The organism is Desulfovibrio sp. OH1186_COT-070, assembly GCF_003860215.1.
Classification (GTDB): domain Bacteria; phylum Desulfobacterota; class Desulfovibrionia; order Desulfovibrionales; family Desulfovibrionaceae; genus Desulfovibrio.
Window position 1 is genome coordinate 18,850 of sequence record NZ_RQYH01000014.1, and the last position, 21,680, is coordinate 40,529.

General features: G+C 63.2%; 17 protein-coding genes. 7 read left to right on the forward strand and 10 right to left on the reverse strand.

Annotated features, from left to right (window positions below; translation table 11 throughout):
* Positions 1–5: 5 nt before the first annotated feature.
* Genes panB through EII23_RS06555 form a run of 4 tightly spaced genes read right to left on the reverse strand, consistent with a single transcriptional unit; the run spans position 6 to position 2,522 of the window.
* Entirely contained in the window at positions 6–839 is an 834-nt protein-coding gene (gene panB, locus EII23_RS06540) for a 3-methyl-2-oxobutanoate hydroxymethyltransferase (protein WP_124792590.1), read from the reverse strand.
* The gene (gene speB / locus EII23_RS06545) at positions 836–1,714 is read right to left on the reverse strand and encodes an agmatinase (RefSeq protein WP_124792591.1); all 879 of its coding nucleotides are present in this window, start codon (positions 1,712–1,714) and stop codon (positions 836–838) included. Before speB ends, panB begins: the two co-directional genes overlap by 4 nt.
* Before the next feature lie 2 nt (positions 1,715–1,716).
* Positions 1,717–1,944, reverse strand: a complete 228-nt coding sequence (locus EII23_RS06550; protein ID WP_124792592.1) for a hypothetical protein — start codon at positions 1,942–1,944, stop codon at positions 1,717–1,719.
* Between the two features lie 41 nt (positions 1,945–1,985).
* The gene (locus tag EII23_RS06555; RefSeq protein WP_124792593.1) at positions 1,986–2,522 is read right to left on the reverse strand and encodes a hypothetical protein; all 537 of its coding nucleotides are present in this window, start codon (positions 2,520–2,522) and stop codon (positions 1,986–1,988) included.
* A gap of 189 nt (positions 2,523–2,711) precedes the next feature.
* Here EII23_RS06555 and EII23_RS06560 point away from each other — a divergent pair, with 189 nt between their 5' ends.
* Entirely contained in the window at positions 2,712–3,506 is a 795-nt protein-coding gene (locus EII23_RS06560; protein ID WP_124792594.1) for a DUF4198 domain-containing protein, read from the forward strand.
* An 85-nt stretch (positions 3,507–3,591) separates the two neighbouring features.
* Here EII23_RS06560 and hemW read toward each other — a convergent pair whose 3' ends face one another.
* The 3 genes from hemW to aroC all read right to left on the reverse strand — a co-directional run bounded on the left by hemW (position 3,592) and on the right by aroC (position 8,355).
* Positions 3,592–4,884, reverse strand: coding sequence for a radical SAM family heme chaperone HemW (gene hemW, locus EII23_RS06565; RefSeq protein ID WP_124792595.1), 1,293 nt, complete (start codon positions 4,882–4,884; stop codon positions 3,592–3,594).
* Between the two features lie 122 nt (positions 4,885–5,006).
* The gene (locus EII23_RS06570) at positions 5,007–7,241 is read right to left on the reverse strand and encodes an ATP-dependent RecD-like DNA helicase (RefSeq protein ID WP_260424626.1); all 2,235 of its coding nucleotides are present in this window, start codon (positions 7,239–7,241) and stop codon (positions 5,007–5,009) included.
* The gene (aroC, locus tag EII23_RS06575; protein ID WP_124792597.1) at positions 7,231–8,355 is read right to left on the reverse strand and encodes a chorismate synthase; all 1,125 of its coding nucleotides are present in this window, start codon (positions 8,353–8,355) and stop codon (positions 7,231–7,233) included. The genes EII23_RS06570 and aroC overlap by 11 nt, the downstream gene beginning before the upstream one ends.
* Positions 8,356–8,485: 130 nt before the next feature.
* On the opposite strand from aroC, the gene EII23_RS06580 reads away from it, so the two are divergent.
* Entirely contained in the window at positions 8,486–10,099 is a 1,614-nt protein-coding gene (locus tag EII23_RS06580) for a cobyric acid synthase (protein WP_260424627.1), read from the forward strand.
* On the opposite strand, the gene EII23_RS06585 is transcribed toward EII23_RS06580, so the two are convergent.
* On the reverse strand, positions 10,066–11,007 hold the full coding sequence (locus EII23_RS06585) for a DMT family transporter (RefSeq protein ID WP_124792598.1): 942 nt from the start codon (positions 11,005–11,007) through the stop codon (positions 10,066–10,068). The genes EII23_RS06580 and EII23_RS06585 overlap by 34 nt on opposite strands.
* 135 nt (positions 11,008–11,142) lie before the next feature.
* Here EII23_RS06585 and EII23_RS06590 point away from each other — a divergent pair, with 135 nt between their 5' ends.
* Both EII23_RS06590 and EII23_RS06595 read left to right on the forward strand, forming a co-directional pair.
* On the forward strand, positions 11,143–13,425 hold the full coding sequence (locus EII23_RS06590) for a response regulator (RefSeq protein WP_124792599.1): 2,283 nt from the start codon (positions 11,143–11,145) through the stop codon (positions 13,423–13,425).
* On the forward strand, positions 13,422–14,243 hold the full coding sequence (locus tag EII23_RS06595) for a glycosyltransferase (protein WP_124792600.1): 822 nt from the start codon (positions 13,422–13,424) through the stop codon (positions 14,241–14,243). Before EII23_RS06590 ends, EII23_RS06595 begins: the two co-directional genes overlap by 4 nt.
* Positions 14,244–14,263: 20 nt before the next feature.
* Here EII23_RS06595 and gltA read toward each other — a convergent pair whose 3' ends face one another.
* Both gltA and EII23_RS06605 read right to left on the reverse strand, forming a co-directional pair.
* Complete coding sequence (gene gltA / locus EII23_RS06600) at positions 14,264–15,691, reverse strand: NADPH-dependent glutamate synthase (RefSeq protein ID WP_124792601.1); 1,428 nt, start codon at positions 15,689–15,691, stop codon at positions 14,264–14,266.
* The gene (locus tag EII23_RS06605) at positions 15,681–16,523 is read right to left on the reverse strand and encodes a sulfide/dihydroorotate dehydrogenase-like FAD/NAD-binding protein (RefSeq protein ID WP_124792602.1); all 843 of its coding nucleotides are present in this window, start codon (positions 16,521–16,523) and stop codon (positions 15,681–15,683) included. Before EII23_RS06605 ends, gltA begins: the two co-directional genes overlap by 11 nt.
* A 218-nt stretch (positions 16,524–16,741) precedes the next feature.
* Here EII23_RS06605 and EII23_RS06610 point away from each other — a divergent pair, with 218 nt between their 5' ends.
* From EII23_RS06610 to EII23_RS06620, 3 genes are read left to right on the forward strand one after another with little or no spacing between them, the layout of a single operon-like run.
* Positions 16,742–17,389 carry a DUF4384 domain-containing protein gene (locus EII23_RS06610; RefSeq protein ID WP_185702322.1) on the forward strand — a complete coding sequence of 216 codons (648 nt, stop codon included), beginning with the start codon at positions 16,742–16,744 and terminating at the stop codon, positions 17,387–17,389.
* A gap of 28 nt (positions 17,390–17,417) precedes the next feature.
* Complete coding sequence (locus EII23_RS06615; RefSeq protein ID WP_185702323.1) at positions 17,418–20,765, forward strand: CHAT domain-containing protein; 3,348 nt, start codon at positions 17,418–17,420, stop codon at positions 20,763–20,765.
* 39 nt (positions 20,766–20,804) lie between these two features.
* Positions 20,805–21,653 carry a hypothetical protein gene (locus EII23_RS06620; RefSeq protein WP_124792605.1) on the forward strand — a complete coding sequence of 283 codons (849 nt, stop codon included), beginning with the start codon at positions 20,805–20,807 and terminating at the stop codon, positions 21,651–21,653.
* Positions 21,654–21,680: the final 27 nt, after the last annotated feature.

The window sequence follows — 21,680 nt, forward strand, 5'->3', positions numbered from 1 at the left end:
TCGCCCTATTTCAACTTTTTCAAAATCTTTTCCACGTCCTGCGGCAGGGGATAGCAGTGCTCGTCCGCCGGAAAAGCTCCGGCGCGCACCTCGCGCGCATAGTTTTGCACGGCATCCCGCAGGGCGCAGTCCACCTCGCCGAAGCGCTTCACAAAACGCGGCAGATGACCAGAGTTCATGCCGGCCATGTCCTGCCAGACGAGCACCTGCCCGTCACAGCCGGGGCCAGCGCCGATGCCGATGACAGGAATTTCCAGCACGGCGGTGATGCGCGCAGCCAGGGCCGCAGGGACGCATTCCAACACAAGGGCAAAAGCGCCTGCATCTTGCAGGGCGCGGGCATCGTCCAGCAGTTTTTTGGCCGCTGCCGCGCTTTTGCCCTGCACCCGGTATCCTCCCAGAGCATTGACCGACTGCGGCGTCAGGCCAAGGTGCCCCATGACGGGAACAGACGCCCGCACGAGAGCGCGTACCTCGGCGGCGAAATCCGCGCCGCCCTCCAGCTTTACGGCCTGGGCGCGGCCCTCACCCACAAGGCGGCCGGCATTGCGCACACAGTCCTCCACGCCCGTATGGTAGCTCATGAAGGGCATGTCGCAGACCACCAGCGCCTTCTGCGCGCCGCGCGCCACAGCGGCGCAGTGACGCGCCATGTCGTCCAGGGTGACGGAGAGCGTGTCTTCATGCCCCAGCATGACCATGCCCAGAGAATCCCCCACCAACAGGGCGTCCACGCCTGCCGCGTCCATGACGCGGGCAGTACTATAGTCATACGCCGTGAGCATGACAAGTTTTTTTTGTCCCTTGGCCTCACGAAAGGCCACTGCGGTGTTTTTCATGCCTCCTCCTTCCGGTTGGCATCGTGCGCCAGCCCCATGAGCAGATGGGCAAGTTTGGCCGCGGTAAAATCCGCATGGTGCAGATGGGGTATGGGGGCCAGTTCCACCACATCCAGCCCCGCAACGCGCCGTCCCGCCACGCAGCGTTCCAGCAGAAACTGGGCTTCGCGCCAGTTGATGCCTCCGGGCGAAGGCGTGCCCGTGGCGGGCATCAGGGACGAGTCCAGCCCGTCCAGATCAAAGCTGATATAAATGTGACGGGGAAAATCCTCGGGCAGGGGCAGTTCGGGCAGGCCCACCCTGGCCAGAAAATAGGCGTCATAGTGGGTGACGTTGTACCGTTTGCGCGCCTCGGCTTCTTCCCGGCAGAAGTCGCGCACGGCAAACTGCGCCAACGGCAGGCCCAGATCGGCCACAACACGGTGCATGACGCTGGCGTGCGAAAGGGGATTGCCCTCATACCGGGAGCGCAAATCCGCATGGGCGTCAAACTGGATGACGCCCAGAGGCCGCCCCTGCTCCCGCGCCTCTCTGGCCAGAGCGCGCAGAGCCCCCAGAGTCACGGTATGCTCGCCTCCCAGCAGCACGGGGAGCGCCCCGCACGCCAGCGCATGGTCCACGGCGGCCTCGATGCGCTCCAGCACGGCTTCCACCGGGCCGGAACAGTCCACCGCCGGGGCGGTATAAAAACCTGCCTCACCCGGCGCGAAGCCGCTTTCCCAGGCTTCCAGTTGCTGCGATGCCGCCAGCAGGGCTTCCGGCCCCCGGCATGTGCCGCCGCCGTAAGAAACGCTCTGTTCCAGCGGCGCGGGAATGATATGAAAAGCAGCGCTCTCCGGAGATTTTTGAGCGTATTCCGAGGCAAGAAAAGACATGTTCACCCAAACACCCCCTGAACAAAAAGAAGCAAACCGAACGGCCCGCTTACCGGTGCAGGCCGTTCAGTTTGGAGGAGGCTGTCAGCAAAAGAAAGGAAGGTACTTTCTCTTTTTGCAACCGTTGTGCCACTGCCCTGAAAAAATATTTCTTCAGCAAATACAGGCACTGCACCCTTCCAGCGCATGCGCAAAAGATTTTCTTCGTAAAAATTCTTGAACGGCGGCACAGCCTTTCGGCCCGAAAGGCGGCCTTGGATTTCAAAAAATTCTACTGCACCGTCTGCGTGGGCTGCTCCGCCTGGCCCCCGTGCAGGGCCAGAGACAGTTTTTCGGCCAGTTCCCGTGCGCCCGGCTCGTCCCGCCACTGGGCGAAAAGCGCGCGCCACGCGCCGAACTCCATGAACCCGGCGTCCAACTGGTTTTCGTGCATCTGCACCCAGGTGTTGAACAACTGCATCTGGACCTGGAAGGTGGCGCTTTCAAAAATCATGGCCGCCGTGTCGCGCGGCATGACCTTGCCGTCCACATGCTCCAGAACAAAATTGCACACAGCGCGGCGCGAGACTTCAAAATCCACGGGTTTGCCGTTCATCTCTTCCGCCAGCGGCAAAAGATGGGCGTACAGGCTGCCGATGCGCTCCATGCCCTTGACCGGCACGGCCATGAACAGCGGAGGCTCTCCGTCCGGGCCGGGTTCCGCGTCCGGCTTTTCGGAAATGAAGTAAAAACGGAGCCAGTTTTCAAACATCACCGCTTCCAGAACCGCCAGAACGGAACCTTGGAACTGTTCCTGCTCTTTGGGCATGCTTTTCCCCCCTTGTTTCTGCATCTGCCAGTATACGCGGCCGCAGCAAAGGCCGCAAGGGCCGCTGCCCCAAAAAACGGCGGCAGAAATCAGGGCTTCCGGCACCGCGCATATTTTTTCCGTGCTTGCCATCGCGGGCAATGTTGTGTAGTACATTTTTACAATTCGTAACACACAAGGAGTTTTTCCATGTTCCGGATCACCCCCCGTTCCTTTTTGTTCCTCGCTTTCTGGGCTTTCGCGGCCTTTGTCGTCCCCGCCAAAGCCCACGAATTCATTCTCAAACCCGACAGCGCCTTTCCTGCTCCCGGCCAGAAAACCCGCGTTCAGGCCCAGGCCGCCCATGTGTTCATGGTCAGCGAAGAGGCCGAGCGCCCCGAAAGCGTGCGCCTGCAACTGTGGCACAACGGCACGGCCAGGGATATCGCCCTGAAGGAAGACAAGGGCCTTCTGGCGCTGGTCGGGGAGTTTGCCCTGCCTTCATCCGCGCCTGCCCTGCTGGTGGGACACCGCCTGCCGCAGATATGGTGCGAGACCACAACGGGCGAACACGAAGGTTCCCGCGCCATGCTGGAAGCCAAAGGACTGAAGGTCGGCTCTGCGGGAAAATACGAAAAGTTCGCCAAAACCCTGCTCAATCCGGCCCCCGGCGACAGCCTGCACAGCAAGGTCATGGGCCAGGATCTGGAAATCATTCTTCTGACCAATCCGGCGGGCATCAAGCCCGGCAGTGTGCTTGAGGCACAGGTTCTTCTGCACGGCAAGCCTCTCTCCGGGGCCGGGGTGGGCCTGACCCATGACGGCTTCAGCAAGGAGGAAGACGCCTACAAATTCACGGCCACCACGGACGGGCAGGGCAAGGTTGCCTTCAGGCCGGACAGGGACGGCCTGTGGATGGTGCGTGCCGTCTTTGTGGAAGAAACCCCCGGCGGCGAGGCAGACATGCACAACCGGCGCGCGACCTACGTTTTCCCCCTGCGATAGAAAATGCGGCTTTGCCGGGAAAGCCCCACTTCCCGGCATCTCCGGGGCAGGTCTGTGGCCTGCCCCGGAGAAAATCAGGAGAACTTCAGACCGTATCCGCTCTGGGCCAGCGCACCCCCACCACCTCCGGCCCTTCCCCTGCCTGTGCCTGCGGCAGGGTTTTTTCTTCTCCGGCAAGGGCGGCCGACGTTTTGCCGGACGGCACGCCCTGCCGGAGCACCTCATCGGCGCGGGCAAACAGATTGCTCAAAATGGCGTTGGAAACCAGCATGCCGCTGCGGGTCAGCCGCAGATAACCGTTGCGGATGCGGATCAGCCCGTTTTCGTGCAGCGCCTGCACCATGCGCTTGTGGTCACGCAAAAAATCGCGCCCCGTCAGTTCGCGGTAGGCCTGCATGCGCAGGCCCCGGGCAGTACGCAGGCGCAGCATCATGAGTTCCAGGGCCCGGGTGCGCAGCGTCAGTTCTTCCACCTCGCTGCCCAATGTACGCTGCCTGACGCGGGTATCCCAGGCATTCTGCCCGGCAGGATTTGTCCAGCGGCGTCCGGCAATGGTCGATGTGGCCGACGGCCCGAGGCCCAGATAGTCCTCACCCTCCCAGTAGCCCGTATTGTGGCGGCACTGAAAGCCCATGCGGGCGAAATTGGAGACTTCGTAATGCAAATAGCCGTTCTGCTCCAGCAGGGCGGCTCCTTCCATGAACATGATGTTCTGGTCGCGCTCTTCGGGCAGGCGCAAACGTCCTTCCTCGACTTCCCGCTCAAGCTCCGTGCCCGGCTCCAGAGTCAGTCCGTAGGCGGAAACATGCTCGGGGTTCATGCGCAGCACATCCTTGAGCGTTTGCAGCCACTGGCGCACGCTCTGCCCCGGCAGGCCCCACATGAGATCCACGCTGATGTTGGCAAAACCCGCCTCGCGGGCCAGAAAAACCGAATGCAGACTGTCCGCGGCCTTGTGCGAACGGCCGAGGACGCGCAGCATGGTTTCGTCCATGCTCTGCACGCCAAGGGAAAGCCGGTTGACCCCCGCCGTCAGGTACTGTGCGGCGCGGTGCCCGCCGCGCAGGGATTCGGGATTGGCCTCCAGAGTGATTTCCGCGCGCGGAGCCAGATGAAAATACTTGCCGATGCGTTCCAGAATCAGGCCCACCAGACGCGGCGGCAGGAGGCTGGGGGTGCCGCCGCCAAAAAACACGCTTTCCACTTCGCTTCCGCCCAGCCGGTCTCCCCAGTGCGCCAGTTCCAGAAACAGGGTGTCGGCATAGGCGGTCACGGCCGGGGAGGCGGCGGGATCCACCCCCCGCCCCAGCGGAGAAGAAAAAAAGGCGCAGTACCGGCAGCGGGTGCGGCAAAAGGGAACGTGAACATAGATCAGCATGAAAACTTCCTGGCGCGGGGCAAAGTGATGGCCTTGCCGTGCCGCCCACTCCGGAGCGGCGGCCTGTCAGGCCACTGACGACAGGGAGAAAAAAGCAAAAAGCATGCCGGAAGACACAGGCATCACGGGCAGGGTGCCAGCCGCAGGGCAAGGCGGGTGTGGCGCCTGCGGGTCTTGTTGTTTTTGACGGCCATGTGCAGGGCGCGGCTTTCGCCCACCAGAACAACCAGCTTTCTGCCGCGCGTCACGCCCGTATAGATCAGATTCCTTTGCAGGAGCATATAGTGCTGCATCATGACCGGGATCACCACTGCGGGATACTCCGAACCCTGGGATTTGTGGATGGAAATGGCGTATGCGGGCACAAGTTCGTCCAGTTCGGCAAAATCGTAGGGCACAACGCGCTCGTCAAAAGTGACGCTGAGGGTGCGCTCGCGTGTGTCCAGAAAGCTGATGCGCCCCATATCGCCGTTGAACACATCCTTGTCGTAATTGTTGCGTATCTGCATGACCTTGTCGTGCAGGCGAAAGGCCCTCTCCCCCCGCCGGACTTCCTGCCCGTGGGGATTGAGCGCGTTCTGCAACAGGGCGTTGAGGCTGCCCGCGCCCACCGCGCCCCGGTGCATGGGCGTGAGCACCTGGATTTCGTCCACAGGGTCCAGCCCGAAACGCCGGGGAATGTGGGTGCGCACGAGATCCACCACCATTTCCGCCACTTTTTCCGGATCGCTCTGGCGGAGGAAATAAAAATCCGAAAGCCGCTCCCGGCTGCCTTCCAGGGAAGGCACCTCGCCCCGGTTGATCATGTGGGCATTGCAGATGATTTCACTTTCCGCGGACTGGCGGAATATTTCCGTCAATTCCACCACGGGAACCACGCGGGAGGAAATGATGTCGGCCAGCACAGCCCCCGGCCCCACCGAGGGCAACTGGTGCACGTCGCCCACCAGCACAAGAGTCGCGCCCAGGGGCACGGCCTTGAGCAAATGGTACAGCAACATGCTGTCCATCATGGAAACTTCGTCCACCACCAGCAGGCCGCAGGCCAGGGGATTGTCCTCATTGCGGGCAAAGCCGTCTTCCTTGGGACTGTATTCCAGCAGGCGATGGATGGTGCGCGCTTCGCGCCCGGATGTTTCGGCCATGCGCTTGGCCGCGCGGCCCGTGGGGGCGGCCAGCAGGATGCGGGCGCGCGCTTCCCCGAAAAGCCGGATGATGGCATTGATGGTGGTGGTCTTGCCCGTGCCGGGGCCGCCGGTGAGCACCATCACCTTGCTGGTGGCGGCGGTCCGCACGGCCTCGCGCTGGGCAGAGGCCAACTCCATATCCAGGGCATCCACCACCCTGTCGGCCCGCTGCCGGGCATCCTCAAACCTGACGGACTTGGGCGAGCGCAGCAGCCGCTGCACATAAAAGGCCGTGCGCGACTCACAGTGGTGGTAAATGCGCAGATACACGCCCGTCTCGCCGGGGGCGTCCGGCATGTCCATGCTCTCGCGCACAATGCGCTCGTCGGCTTCAAGAGCGGCCAGAGCTTCGGCGGCCAGTTCTCCGTCCACCCCCAACTGGGCGCTGGCCGCCTCCAGCAGATCCGCTTCCGGCAGGTACACGTTGCCGTCGTCCGTGGCCTTTTGCAGCGCATACAGCACGCCGGCCTGTATCCGCAGGGGACTGTCGTGCGCAAAGCCCAGCTTTGCGGCAGCGGCATCCGCTGTGGCAAAGCCGATACCGCGGATGTCCATGGCCAGCCGGTAGGGATTTTCCTGCACAACGGACAGGGCTTCGGCCCCGTACGCGCGGTAAATCCGCACAGCATAGGCCGGGGTGATGCCGTGAGGCTGCAAGAACAGCAGAAGATCGCGCATGCCGCGGTGCTCGGCCCAGGAAGAGCGGATCTGCTCCAGGCTTTTTTTGCCCACGCCCCGCACCGCCAGCAGGCGTTCCGGCTCCTCGTCCAGCACCCTGATGGTGTCCGGGCCAAAAGCCTCCACAATGCGGGCCGCCATGGCATCGCCCACGCCCCTGATCAGCCCCGAAGCCAGATAAAGGCGGATGCCCTCGCTGGTGGCGGGCAAGACCTCCTCGGCCCTCTCGAAAGCTATCTGGCGGCCAAAGCGGGGATTTTCCACCCAGCGGCCGCCGAGCCTGAGCCTGACTCCCGCCTGCGGGTTGACCATATGCCCCACACAGGCCACGGGATCGCGCGGGCGGCGGCCCGCCCCGCTCTTTTCTCCGGCATCGGGCAAGAGCCGCAGAACGGTGTAGCCGTTTTCCTCGTTATGAAAGATGACGCGCTCCACCGTACCGGAAACTTCCACCTCTCCGGCTTCGCGCAACAGGGGGAGATCACGGTTCACCGGCAGCTCCGGAAAAACGCGGCGACTCCTCCATGCGTTTTTGCAGCAGCAGGGCATCGGCCAGGGTCAGGGCGGTCATGGCTTCCAGCACGGGCACAATGCGCGGGATGGCCGAAAGGTCGTGCCTCCCGCCGATGCGGACAGTGGCGGCCCGGCCATTTTTGTCCACCGTTTGCTGGGGTACGGCAACGGACGCAATGGGCTTGACGGCCACATGGAGCACAATGGTCTGCCCGCTGGAAATGCCGCCCAGAATGCCCCCCGCATGGTTGGAGGCAAAGGCCGCCCGGCCCGGCTGCGGAAGTTCCAGAGGCAGCAAAATGTCGTTGTTCCGCGATCCGCGCAGTCCGGCGGCGGCAAAGCCTTCTCCCACAGAAAAAGCCTTGACCGCGCCGATGCTCATGAGCGCGTGGGCCAGCCTGGCCTCCAGCTTGTCAAAAACCGGCTCGCCCAGCCCCGGCGGCACGTTGCGCGCTTCAATGCGCACAATGCCTCCCAGAGTATCGCCCGCCTTGCGGGCTTCTTCCGCCAGTTGGTCCCACACGGCGGGCAGGTTCGCGTGCGCGGCGCAGTACGGCCTGTGGCGGGCTTCTTCCATCTCCGGCGGCGTCTCCGGCGGCAGCGCCGCGCCCCCCAGCTGCACGCAGGCCGCCATGACCCTGATGCCGTGCCGCGCCAGTATCTGACGGGCGATCACGCCCCCGGCAACCCGCGCCGCGGTTTCCCGCCCCGAAGAGCGCCCGCCCCCGCGATGATCCCTGATGCCGTTGTATTTGTGAAAGTATCCCCAGTCCGCGTGCCCCGGCCGGAAAATGTCCGCCAGGTTGCCGTAGTCGCGGGAACGCTGGTCAGTGTTTTCGAAAAAAAAGGCGATGGGCGTTCCCGTGGTCAGCCCCTCGAACACGCCGGAAAGCAGCCGTACGGCATCGGCTTCGCGCCGGGGGCTGGCCGTGCCCCCCTGCCCCGGCCTGCGGCGGTCCAGTTCCGCCTGGAGCAGGGCTTCGGAAAGCTCAAGGCCCGCCGGGCAGCCGTCCACAATGCCGCCCAGGCCGGGACCGTGGGATTCGCCGAATGTCGTCAGACGCAAGATATGACCAAAGGTATTGCCCGCCATGATATGCCTCGCCAGTGCAGATGGCGCGAGTATATGCAAGGGGAGCGCGGCTGGCAACCGGCCCGCCCGGTCAGGCGGACGTGCCGCTTGCCCGCGGCAGCCAAAAAGCGTAGAAAAAACCATGTCTTCCATGCCCCCCCCGCCGCCCGCGAACACGCGCAGCGGCCTGCCTCCGGCCCTGATGGTTCAGGGAACCTGCTCCAACGCGGGCAAAAGCCTGCTGGCAGCCGCCTTCTGCCGCCTGCTGGCCCGCCGGGGCCTGAAGGTGGCCCCTTTCAAGGCCCAGAACATGGCTCTCAACTCCTTTGTCACCGACGACGGCAGGGAGATGGGCAGAGCGCAGGTTTTGCAGGCCCAGGCCTGCGGTCTTGCCCCTGATGTGCGGATGAACCCCGTTCTGCTCAAGCCGGTTTCCCATACGGGCTCACAGGTCATCGTGCTGGGCGAGCCGGTGGGGCTGATGCGCGTGGCGGAATATGTGCGCTACAAAGCCCGCGCCTGGAAGGCCGTGCGGCGGGCTTATGACAGCCTGGCGGCGGAACATGACATCATGGTGCTGGAGGGCGCGGGCAGCCCTGCGGAAATCAATCTCAAGGCCCATGACATTGTGAACATGCGCATGGCCCGCCATGCCGGGGCCGCCGTACTGCTTGTGGCCGATATCGACCGCGGCGGCGCTTTTGCCGCCCTGGCCGGAACCCTTGCCCTGCTCGGCAGGAACGACCGGGCACGGGTGGCGGGCTTTGTGCTCAACAAGTTCCGGGGCGATGCCGGTCTTCTGACCCCGGCTCTGGATGCGCTCCGGCGGCGCACAAAAAAGCCCTTTCTGGGCATTGTGCCCATGCTGGAAGACCTTTTTCTGCCGGAAGAAGATTCGGTGAGCCTCAAGAGCGGCGATCTTGCGGGCCTCCCGGCAGGCCCCCGGCGCCATACGGGGGAGGCGCTGGACATTCTTGTGCCCGACCTGCCCCACATCAGCAACGCCACAGATCTGGACGCGCTGCGGCAGGAAGCGGGCGTGCGCCTGCGCATGGTGCGGCATCGGGAACACTGGGGGCAGCCCCATGTGGTGATCCTGCCGGGCAGCCGCAATACGGCTGCGGATCTCCATTTTCTGCGCGAGCGAGGGCTTGCGGAACTGGTGACGGCCTTCGGCCGCGCATGCCTGGCCGAAGGCCGCGGCATGCTGGCGGGCATCTGCGGCGGATTGCAAATGCTGGGCCGGGACTTTCTGGACGCGCCCGGTCTGGAACAGGGAGGAAAAACAGACGCCCTCGGCCTTCTGCCCCTGCGCACGCGCCTGGAACCCGCCAAAATTTTGCGCCGCACCCGGGCGTGCGCCCTTCCGGCGCTGACAGACGGCCCAGACGGCCAGGAATACGCTCTGGCCGGGTACGAAATCCACCACGGCGTCACCACTCCCGACGCGTCTCTGGAGCAAGAGCGGATTTCCGGAAAAATGCGCGCTGTCATGCGCGACGCGGCCGGTCATCCCCTGGGCTGGGGGCTGTGCGACGCCGCTGGCCACGCGCGCGTCTGGGGCAGTTATCTGCACGGGCTTTTTGACGCGGACGGCTTCCGCCATGCCCTGCTGGCCCGTTGGCGGAAGGAGGCGGGCCTGCCCGCCTGCCCCGGCGCGGCATACGGTTCCGGCCCCCAGTTGGACAGGCTTGCCGATGCGGTGGAGGCCGCCGTGGACATGCCCGCAATCTACCGCCTGCTGGGGCTGGAATCCCGCGCCTGAAGGACAACGGGCGAGCGCCACTGGCTCAGCAGCACTCCGGCCGCTGTCAGGGCCGCCGCCGCGTACTGAACGAGCGTCAACCGTTCGTCCAGCAGCCAGACGCCGAAGATCAGGGCAAAGACCGGGATGAGATTGGTGTAGGCCGCCGCGCGGCCCGCAGAAAGGCGGATGACGCCAAAATTGTACAGGCCGTATCCGGCAAAGGTCACCACGCCGCCCAGATAGCCCACGCAGGCCCAGGCGGCCCACCAGGGAAAATCCCTGCCAAGGTCAACGGAAATCCCGCCCTGGACAGGCAGCAGAACCAGCAGGGAGAAAAAAAGCAGGCCCACGGCGGACTGTGCCGCCACAATGCACAGGGGGCTGTACGCATCCGCAAGACGACGCACAAGCACTGTGTACCCGGCGGCGCACACCATGGCCACGCCTTGCAGCAGATTGCCCAGAACAGGATTGACGGCGCTGGGGCCGGACTCGGCGGAAAGAGTGATCCCGGCAACGCCGGTGACCGCCAGGGCAAAGCCCAGCCACATGCGCGCCCCTGTGCGTTCGCCCAGAAACACAAAAGCCGTTGCCGCCACCAGCAGGGGCAGCAGTGCGGTTATCATGCCCGCCTGGGAGGCCGAGGTCAGCTGCAGGGCATGGGTTTCAAAAAGAAAATAGAGGCACGGCTCGCACAGGGCCAGCAGCAACAGCGTTTTCCATTGGCGGCAGCGGGAAATTTCGCGGAAAAAACGCGGCCACAGGGGCAGCAGCAACAGGCAGGCCACAAGCATGCGCCCCGCCATGACGGTCATGGGAGTCAGGGCGGTGAGGGCGACGCGCAGCGCAATGAAGGTGGAGCCCCAGAAGCACATGGCGGTCAGCAGGGCCAGATGGGGCAGGGCGCGGTGCAGGGGATGCGGCATGGATTTCCGGCCTGGTTTCGGGCCGTGCGGTTGGAGGTGATTTTTTCCGCAGCCTAGGGTACAATACTTTCCATCGCAAGAGTACCGCACCAATGGGAACGCTGGCAGCCGCACGCCGTGCGGCATGGGAGAGGCATGAGCATTATACGTTTGACCAAAATTTCCGGCGCGCTTCTGGCGGTTTTGCTGACCGCCCTGACGGTTTGCCATTTCTGGTTGTGGCGCGCGGCCGCGGCCTCCGGCGGGGAGGCGGCCCTTGCGCACAACGGCGCGGCAAGCGCCATGACAATACTTCTGGCGCTGCTGTGGCTGTTTTTTGCCTGCGCGGCATGGCTTTTCCGCAGCCGGGTGGGCGTGCCCCTGGAGCATGCGCGCCGCTGCGCGGAAAGCCTGGCCGCCGGAGAAAACCCCCGGATTCCGGACCCGGCCCGCACGGACGAAATGGGCAGCATGTTTGCCAGCCTGCAACACATCAAGGCCGCCCTGCTGGCGCGCGACCAACGCACGCAGGACGCCGAGAGGCGTGCGGTGCAGGGCCAGCGGCAGGCGGCCATGGCCCGCTCCCAGAGTCTTGTGTCCCTGAAGCTGGCGCGTCAGGCCTCCAACGTGCAGGACGAATTTTTGCAGCGCATGAGCCACGATGTGCGCACCCCCCTGAACGCCATCATCGGCATGAGCTATCTGGGCCTGCAGGCCGGGGCCAGCGGCGCGCAGCGCGACTACCTGCTGAACATCAACAAGTCCGGCAGCGCCCTGCGGGACATGATCAACCGCATTCTGGATTTTTCCGGCCTGAGCAAGGACTGCAAGGCCGACGAGAGGGAATTTCTCTGCCTGGCCTCTTTTCTGGATTTTCTGGAAAAAGGCCTGGCAGGCAGCGCTCTGGAAAAAGGCACAGCCCTGCGTTTTTCCCTGGACGCCGCAATCCCGGAGACCGTCTGGGGGCACGCGCGCTATCTGGAGGAAGTGCTGCGCATCCTGCTGGACAATGCCGTCAAATACGCGGGCAAGGGCAGCGTGGAGTGCCGGGTTTTTCCGGCAGCCGCATCTTCTCCGTCCGGCGGCATTCTGCGCCTGCGCTTTGAAGTGGCCGACAACGGGCCGGGACTGGAAAACAGCCTGCGGGAAAAGATTTTTGACGCTCCCCTCACGGGCGACATTTTTTCTTCTCTGGCGAGCGACGGTCTGGGGCTTGCACTCGCCCGCCAACTGGTGGATTTCATGGGCGGGGAACTGGGCGTGGAAAGCGCGCCGGGCCAGGGATGCCGCTTCTTTTTCGAACTGGATTTTCCCGTTGAGGCGCCGGCATGCGGGCTGTTGCCGGGGAGCGGGGCTGCCGCCGGGGCACGGCGGACAGTGCTTGTGGCCGAAGACAACGAGATCAATGCCCAGATTGCCGCAGAACTGCTGAAGCAGGCCGGACTGGAAGTGCTGCTGGCGGCCAACGGAAGCGAAGCCGTTGACATGGTGGCCCGTGAAGCGCAGGTGGGCGTTGTGCTCATGGACATGCAGATGCCTGTCATGGGCGGCCTTGAAGCCACAAGGCGCATCCGGGAAATGGGCTACGACTCTGACCGCCTGCCCATTGTGGCCATGACCGCGCATACCGACCATACGTCACGCCTGGAAGGCAAGAGCGCGGGCATGAACGACTACCTGACCAAACCCGTGGATCCCGACGCCCTGTACGCGGTGCTGGAACGCTGGCTGCCGGGAGGACTGGAAAACCGGACGCCGGAAAAAAGCGCTGCGGACGAAGCCGCGCCCTCGGAAAGCGCCGCCGCGTGGAGCGCCCTGGATTCCGACTCCGCGGAAGACGGGCAGTCTGTGAACACCAAGGCGGGGCTTGCCGCTGTGGGCGGCAACCGGGAACTGTACCGGGAACTGCTCTTGCGCTTTGTCGCCCATTACGGCGACAGCCCGACCCTTTTGCGGGACATGCTGGAAAAGAAAAAATACGAGGCCGCCGCCCGCCACGCGCATACGGTCAAGGGCGTGGCCGCCAATCTGGGGCTGGAGCGCATCTTCCGGGTCACCAAGGCCATGGAGGTTTGCCTGCCCGCAACGCCGCCGCCCGCAAGCCTGGTGGACGCCTTTGAAAAACACATGCTCTCCGTGCTGGCGCAGGTGAACTTTTTTGAGCGTTCCGAAGGTGTTGCGGGCACGGAAGAATGCCGCCCCCTGCCTCCGGAACAAACGGATGCCCTGCTGGCCTTTCTGGACGGCCTGCCCGAACGGTTTGAGGCTGACTGGGGCAGCACGGAAGCCGAAGTGCGGGCCTTTGCCGCACAGATGCAGGGCACGGCCTGCGCGGCGGAACTGGGCAATGTGCTGGAAGCTGTCAGGGATTTCGACAAGGAAGGTCTGGCCGCAAGCGCGGAGCGGCTGCGGGAAAAACTTTTGTGCGAAAGGGCATGAAGACCGTTTTCTGCCTGGACGACAAGCGGCCCTACCTCATGCTGCTCAAGGTCGCCGTGCGTTCCCTGCGGGCCGTCCAGGGCGAGGATGCGCCGTGCCTGTGCGTGTATGCCGGGCAGGACGCGGCCCTGCTGGAGGCGCTGGACCGTGAGGGCATTCCTGTGGCCCGCTACCGCCCGCGCATTGATCCCGCCGGGCTGACCCCTCTGGGGCAGGCCTGCGCCGGATGCTTTCTCAAACTGGAACTGGCCCTTGTGCCGGAACTGGCGCACGACAGCCATGTGCTGTACTGCGACACGGATGTTTTTTTTCGCCGTTCCCTGCAGGAGCTCTTTGCCCTGCGCCCGCCCTACATGGGCATGGCCCGCGAATATACGGCCCCGTTCTGTCACGAGCACCAGAGCCTTTCCTACCGATACCGCGGGGAAAGCTATACCGTGCCCATGCCCTTTCCCATCTGGACGTTTTCCAGCGGGGTTGCCCTGTTCCATCTGGAAAAACTGCGCCAGCGGGAGCTTGTGGAGCACTTCATGGCGTTTTGCCAGGAAAACGAATCCCGCATCGGCAATCTGGACCAGTCCCTGCTCAACTATTTTTTCGGCAAGCGCATCACCCGTCTGGAAGACCGCTGGAACTGCCCCCCCTACCGCCAGGAGTGCGATACGGCCCATATCGTGCATTTTCACGGCCCCAAACCCTGGGCCACAGGGCCGGATCTGGCGGATCTGCGCATCAACCACTTCGAGCGCATGAGCCGCCTCTGGATGGAATACCTGACAGACGAAGAACGGGCCGAAGTGGCTGCCTGGCAGGGCTGAAGCCCCGTTTTTCCGGACAGCTACTGCCCGCGACCGTGCAGCCGCCGGACAATCTCCTGACCTGCCCTGCGCCCCGCGCCCATGGCCAGAATGACCGTGGCCGCTCCGGTCACGATATCGCCGCCCGCAAAAACATTGGGCATGGACGTTTCGCCGGTGTCCTCATTGACCTCGATATAGCCCCACTTGTTTTTGCGCAGGTCCGGCGTGGCGTCCAGCAGCACGGGGTTGGAGCGGGTTCCCAGGGCAACGATGGCAAGGTCTGTGGGCAGATCATATTCCGACCCTTCCACCGGCACGGGCCGACGGCGGCCCGAAGAGTCCGGCTCGCCCAGTTCCATCCGCTGCAGGGTAACGGAAACAAGCTGATGCTCCTCGTTGCCGTTGAAGCGCACGGGCGCGGACAGCAGAGAAAACTGCACGCCCTCCTCCTCGGCATGCTCGATTTCTTCCAGGCGGGCAGGCATTTCGGCTCTGGTGCGGCGGTACACGATGTGCACGCTTTCCGCCCCCATGCGCAAGGCCGTGCGGGCCGCGTCCATGGCCACATTGCCCGCGCCGAAAACAGTGACATTCTTGCCGGGATAGGGGGGGGTGTCCTGCCGGGGAAAATCATACGCCCGGCCGAGGTTCACCCGTGTCAGATATTCGTTGGCCGAAAAGACGCCCACCAGATTTTCTCCGGGAATGCCGAGAAAAACCGGCAGGCCCGCTCCCACGCCGATAAATACGGCGTCATATTCTTCTTGCAGGTCCCGCACATCCACGGTGCGTCCGCCCACAAAATTGAGCTGAAAATTCACCCCCATCTGACGCAGGCCGTTGATCTCCGTGGCGACCACATCCTTGGGCAGGCGAAAAGCGGGAATACCGTAAACGAGCACGCCGCCCGGCTCGTGCAGGGCTTCAAAAACATCCACCCTGATGCCCTCCACGGCGCAGACGCCCGCACAGGTCAGGGACGCCGGGCCGGAACCGATACAGGCCACCCGTGGCCCCTTGAGGGGCAGGGCACAGGCTGTGGAGCCGAGAACCTGCTCGCAGCCCGAGGCAGCGATAAAACTGTCGGCCACAAAGCGTTCCAGACGCCCGATGGCCACGGGCTGCCCCTTGGCGGCAAGCACGCACTTGCCCTCACACTGGTTTTCCTGGGGACAGACGCGACCGCACACCGCAGGCAGGCTGTTGGTGCTCTTGATGATGCGGTAGGCCGCATCCATATTGCCCTGAGCCACCTGGGCAATGAAATCGCGGATGGGCACTTCCACCGGGCAGCCCTTCACGCAGAGGGGCTTTTTGCATTGCAGGCAGCGCGCGGCCTCCTGCATGGCCATTTCCCTGGTGTAGCCAAGGGCCACTTCGGCAAAGTTGGCGCGTCTGACGTGGGGGGGCTGACAGGGCATCTCTACCCTGGGGGCAAGGGGTTTGGGCGTTTTCCTAGTTTCCATGAATGGCTCTCCGGTGGGCGTCGATGGAAATGGTCTCCTGATCGCGAAAAGCTCCCAGGCGGCGGCGCAGTTCGGCAAAATCCACTTCATGCCCGTCAAATTCCGGGCCGTCCACGCAGGCGAATCGGGTTTTGCCGCCCACGCTGACGCGGCAGGCGCCGCACATGCCGATGCCGTCCACCATGATGGGGTTCAGGCTCACGGTGGTTCTGACGCCGAAAGGCCGGGCGGTGTCGGCCACAGCGGCCATCATGGGCACCGGCCCCACGGCCACCACCTCAAAAACGCTCTTGTCCTTTTCGAGGCGGCGGCGCAAAAGATCCGTGACAAGCCCCTTGTGCCCGTAACTGCCGTCGTCGGTGGAAATGAGCAGCTCGTCCGCAAAGGATGCCAGTTCTTTTTCAAACAGCAGCAGGTCTTTCCTGCGCGCCCCGATAATGCCCACCACGCGGTTGCCGATGCGTGCATGGCCCTTGGCAATATGGTGCATGGCGGCGATACCGGTGCCGCCGCCCATACAGATGACTGTGCCGTGCTTCTCGATACGGGTCGGGCGGCCCAGCGGGCCGCAGACATCCAGAATGGATCCGCCCGTGTCAAGCTCTTCCAGAAGGGCCGTGCTTTTGCCCATGACAAGGTAGACAATGGTGATGGTGCCCTTTTCCCTGTCTGTGTCGGCAATGGTCAGGGGGATGCGCTCCCCCTGGGGGCTCATGCGCAGCATGACAAAGTGGCCGGGAAGGGCTTTTTGGGCAATGTGCGGCGCGTGGAGCACCATTTTGCTGGTCGTGCCCGGAATAAGGCTTTCCTTGCGCAGAATGGTCGTGGGCATGGGGAATCTCCTCAATGATGCGGCATCCGTGCAGTGTAGCCCCGAACTCCCCTGTTGGCAAGATTTCCGTATATTGCATGATCCGCCTTCTTTGAGTATTCTTGGGAGGTGCCAAGACTCCACCCCGGCGTCTTGCCCAAAACCTCTACCGCATGACTGCGCGCGGCACAGGGCGGGTTCCGCCCCAAAGCGGCGCAGCGCGTGCACACGGGGAAGACATGAAAAAACAGACGGCTTTTCTTGTGCTGGCGACTTTGCTGCTCTGGAGCAGCAGCCCTTTTGCCGCGCGCGCCACCCGTGACCTTGTGTTTGAAGACGAAGCGCCCTCTGCGAAACAGGCGAGCGGCGAGGCGCGCAGCCTCGCTGTCAAGACCACGCTTCTGCTGGTGCGCGACGGCGTAACGTCTTCGGTGCCTCCCAGCCACGTATTCAAATCCGGCGACAAGGTGAAGCTCGTGTTCACCACCAGCACGGACGGCTATGTGTACTGGCTGTCCAAGGGCAGTTCCGGAACATATGCCCTTCTCTACCCCACCGCCCACGCGGGGATGGACAATCATGTGAAGCGCAATGTGGAATATTCCGTCCCGGTCAAGGGCATGTTCCGCTTTGACGACACGCCGGGCAAGGAAGAGCTTTTGTGCATCCTCTCTCCCACGCCTCTGGAAGATCTGGACAAGGCCGTTGCGGAAAACTTTGAAAACGCGGCCGCCGCTGTTGCCAGCCTGGAGGCCCGCCACCAGGCGCAGCGCGTTGCCCGCGATCTTGTTTTTGAAGAGGAAGAAAGCGAGAGCGTGAACACCAGGAAGCAGGAAGCCCGGGACGGGGAACCCTTTGTCGCCCACTACGAACTTGTGCATGAGTAGCGCGGCCATGTATCGCGGGAGGGATGTCGTGCGTGTGATTGTTCGTTGCCTTGTGGCGCTTGCCGTTCTGGGCATCGCGCCCTGCGACCAGAGCCTTGCCGCCAGCCTTGAAGAAACCTTCAGGCAGGCGCAGGAGGCCTTCAAGGCCGGAAATCATGCCTCCGCGGGCCGCCTTTTCGAGCAGGCGGGCAACCAGATGCACGCGCAGGGCGACAGCGCCAGGGCAGCCCTGCTGTGGGGCAATGCGGCGGTGGCCATGCTCAAGGCCGAAGATTATGCGGCTGCGGCGGAAATCTATGAGCGCATCTTGGGCACAGGCAAGGCCCTTGCGCCTGATGTCGCGTTGCGCGCGTACAAGAATCTCGCGCTCTGCCGCGGCCATCTGGGGCAACGCGCATTGCAGGTCGCCGTTATCGAGCGCATGCTCAAAGCCCTGCCCAAACTGCCTCCGGAGGAGGCCGCCGACGCCTGGGCCCGTCTGGGCGATGCCTACCGCGCGCTGGAACTGTATACCCCTGCTGCGGCCAGCTATGCCAAGGCCGCCCGCCTGCTGCCTGCCAAGGCCGCCCCGGACACGCGCGCGAAAATCCTCACGGCCCTCGGCTTGTGTCAGGGCAATCTGGGGGACTTTGACAGCGCGGCCAAAAGCCTTGCGCAGGCGCGCACCCTTGCGGAAAAGGCAAACTCCCCTCTGACTCTGGCCGAAGCGGGCAGCAATCTGGGCATCCTGCTCTGGGAAAAGGGAGAATACCCTGAAGCCCGCGCGCATATCCAGGAAGCCCTGAATCTGGAAAAACAGGCGGGCCTGCGCCGCAGCGAGGGCATTGACAGCAACAATATGGGGCTGGTGCTCAAGAGCGTGGGCAAGCACAAGGAGGCCATGCGCCTGGTGGAAGACGCGCTGGTCATTGCCCGCGAGGTGGGCAATGCGCGCGATGAAGGCATTGCCCGCGTCAACCGCGCGCTCATCAACCGCATTGCCGGGCAGGTCAAGGAGGCGCGCGCCGACTACCGTGAAGCCGTGAAGCTCTTTGAGCAGAGCGGCTTTCAGGAGGGCATGGCCGGAGCCCTGCTGGGCATGGGCAAGATGGCCGAACTGGAAGACAAAAATTATACCCAGGCGCTGGAAAACTACGAAAAGGCTCTTGCCGTGTACGAGCGCCTCCATCTGGCGCGGGGTCATGCCGAAACCCTGTTGCAGATTGCCGGTTTGTACAAGCGCATGGTTGCCCCCTCCCGCGCCAGCCGCGATCTGGTTTTTGACGATACGCCCGTGGTGCCCGACATCACTCCGGACGAAGCCCTGAAGAAGTCGCGCGCATACTATACCCAGGCCCTGAAAGAAGCCGAAAAGCTCCGCTCCCGCGAAATGATCTGGTCCGCGCTTCAGGGGCTGGGCTATGCGGATCTGCGCGAAGGCAGGCTGGAGTCGGCTCTGGACAGGTACGACAAGGCCATAGGCATGGTGTCGGCCATGTATGCCGCGCTGGACAGCGTGGAAATGCTCGGCGAATACATGGCAGGCAAGGAAGATTTGTACGGCGAGGCGCAGGAAGTGTGCGCCGCCCTGTACCGCAAGACCGGCAATGCGCAATATCTTGACCGGCAACTGCGTCTGGCGGAAACCCTGCGCAATGAGGTGCAGAAGGCGGGCAGCGCGCTGGTGCGGCTGAACTTTGCCGACGGGCAGAAGCAGTCCCTCTACGACAGGCTCAACCAGTTGGGGCGCGAACAGGCCAAGGCGGTCAAATCCCTGCCTGTGGTCAGGCCGCTGCCCGCCAATGCCGACAAGGAGCAGAAAGCCGCGCACGAACTGGAGCAGACCGCAGCCAAGGAGTTGCAGGCCCGTGTGCAGAAGCTGGATGCCGAATACGCGAAGCTCCTTGCCGAATGGAAGGAACAATATCCTTCCGACAGCGTGATTTTTGATTCCTCGGCCCGCGTGGACGTGCCCATGATCCAGAAAAACATCGGGCCGGACCACATTGTTCTGCAGTACATCACGCTGCCGGACAGGCTGCTCGTGATGGCCATTACCCAGAACAAGGTGACGTGCGTCACCGTGGATGTGAGCAGAAAAACCATCGAGCAGAGCGTCAGGGACGATTTTCTCCTCGGCTATATAGAAAACGGCTATGGCCGCAAGCAGTCGTTCAAGCCCGGCGAGGAGGAGGAAGACCTCCGCCAGGTCTGCAACACCCTGCACACGCTGTACGGCTGGCTGATCAGGCCGGTGGAAGAAGAGCTGGCGGGCAAAAAGCGCATCTATGTGGTCAGCGACGGCTTTCTGGCCCAGACGCCCTTTGCGGCCCTGGTGCGGGACGTGGCCGACGGCAAGCCCCGCTTCCTTGTGGAAGAATACGACATTGCCTATCTGCGGCCTTCGTTCGTCAACGTGATTTCGCGTCCCGTCCGGCAGGGCAGCGTCAAGAAAATGCTGGCCGTGGGCAACCCCGGCAACAGCAATTTCCGTATGCCCAAGCTGCCCGGCACCATTACGGAAATCCGTCAGGCCAACAATGCCGTCAAGGTGCGGCAGGTGGAAAAAACCATCGCCTTTGAACCCATCAAGGACAATGTGGAAGCCCTGCGCAAGGACTTTCCCGATCTTTCCCTGCCCACGCCCAGGCCCACAGAGCACTGGCTGCGCGGGCAGTTGCGCGACAACCGGTTTGAAATTGTCTACTTTGCCACACACGGCATGCCGTATTCCGATACCTATACGGCGCTGCGGGCCTTTGAAAAGGACCTCAGCCAGGGCAAGAGCCTGTCGCCCGTCAAACAAAAGATCAAACGCCTTTCCGAAAGCAATCTGCCGTCCCTTTCCCCTCTGAACGGCTTTTTGTACCTGAGCAGTGAGGAAGGGGACGATATTCTGGTCAACGACATTCCCCCGCACAGGGACGGCCTGCTGACCATGAAGGAAGTGCTGGAACTGCCCGATGCCAGTTTCGCCCACACCAGATACCTGATCCTCTCTGCCTGCAATACGGGCGTTACCATGGCTCCCAAGGCCCTCCGGGACGAAAGCACCGCTGCGGTCTTCAGCGCCAAGGAAGTGGAGCAGGGCATTGCCGAGGCGGGCTGGGTGCCGGGGGTTGATCAGGTCAGCTTTGTGGAAACCTTCATGCGCAAGGGCATTTCCAATATCTACGGCACGCTGTGGTTTGCCGACGACACCATCAGCGCCAAACTCATGTCTGATTTTGTGGACAACCTGGTGTCCCAGGGCGATAATCCCGATGCCGTGGCCGCCTTCAATGCGGCGCAGCGCACGCTCGTCAGTGACGGCAAGGCCGGACGCCCTGTGGCTCAGGGGTATGATTTTCCCCACCATCCGTTTTTGTGGGCGGTGGGTGCCGTCTTCGGCAAGTAGCGCGTGGTGCGCTCACACACAACACTAGGGAGGAAAAGAATGGTCACATGCCGCAAACTTCGCAAAAATCTGCTGCTGGCTCTTCTGGTTCTGCTTCTGGCGGGTCTTGTGTATGCCGGGGCCGAACTGATGGGCCAGGCCAACAAGAATGCTGCTGACGCCGGTTCCGCAGGTATGGACATGGAAATGGCTTCTCTTGACACCATCAAGCAGAGCCAGACCAACAAGGTGAACTGGTCCGAAGAACGCGCGCTCAAGAAAAAAATCGACCAGGCCGACAGCATGTACCGCACGCAAGCCGGCAAGGCCAAGTCCGATATCGCCGCCTCCGGCAGGGTCAGCGAGAGCACGCGCTCTGCGGGCCTTGCGGCTGCGGAAAGATTCCGGCAGGCCAGCAACGCCTATGCGGACTTCTGGGAAAGAAACAACGGCAAAAGCCGCGCCCGGCTGGCGCGTGAGGCGGGGCTCTCCCGCATGAAGAACGCCGACATGGTGTTCAACGATGTGGATTCGGCCAAAATCAGCGCCTACAACGAGCAACAGGATGCCCTGGCCAAGGCGCGCAAGGAATACCTGAAAGACGCCAAAACAGACGTGTCCGACGCTGACCGGGCGGAAATCAGGCGCAGCCTCATGCCGCGCCTGAACAGGCTGAACGGCGAGATCACGAGCCTTGTTTCGTCCATCACCAACCTGCTGTCCCAGGTCAAGGGACAGGCCGGAGGCATGGGCATGGGTTCCCTTGGCGGCTGCGCCAGGCAGGCGGTCATGACCGGGCCTGTGGACGGCCCTGCCGCCCTGCTTTCGCCCCTCATGGGCCTGCTCAACATGGCCAAGGGGCTGGGCAGCAACGTCAGCTCCCTGATGGGCGACATCAACTCTCTGTAACAAAAAAATCCGTCCTTTCGGCTGCCC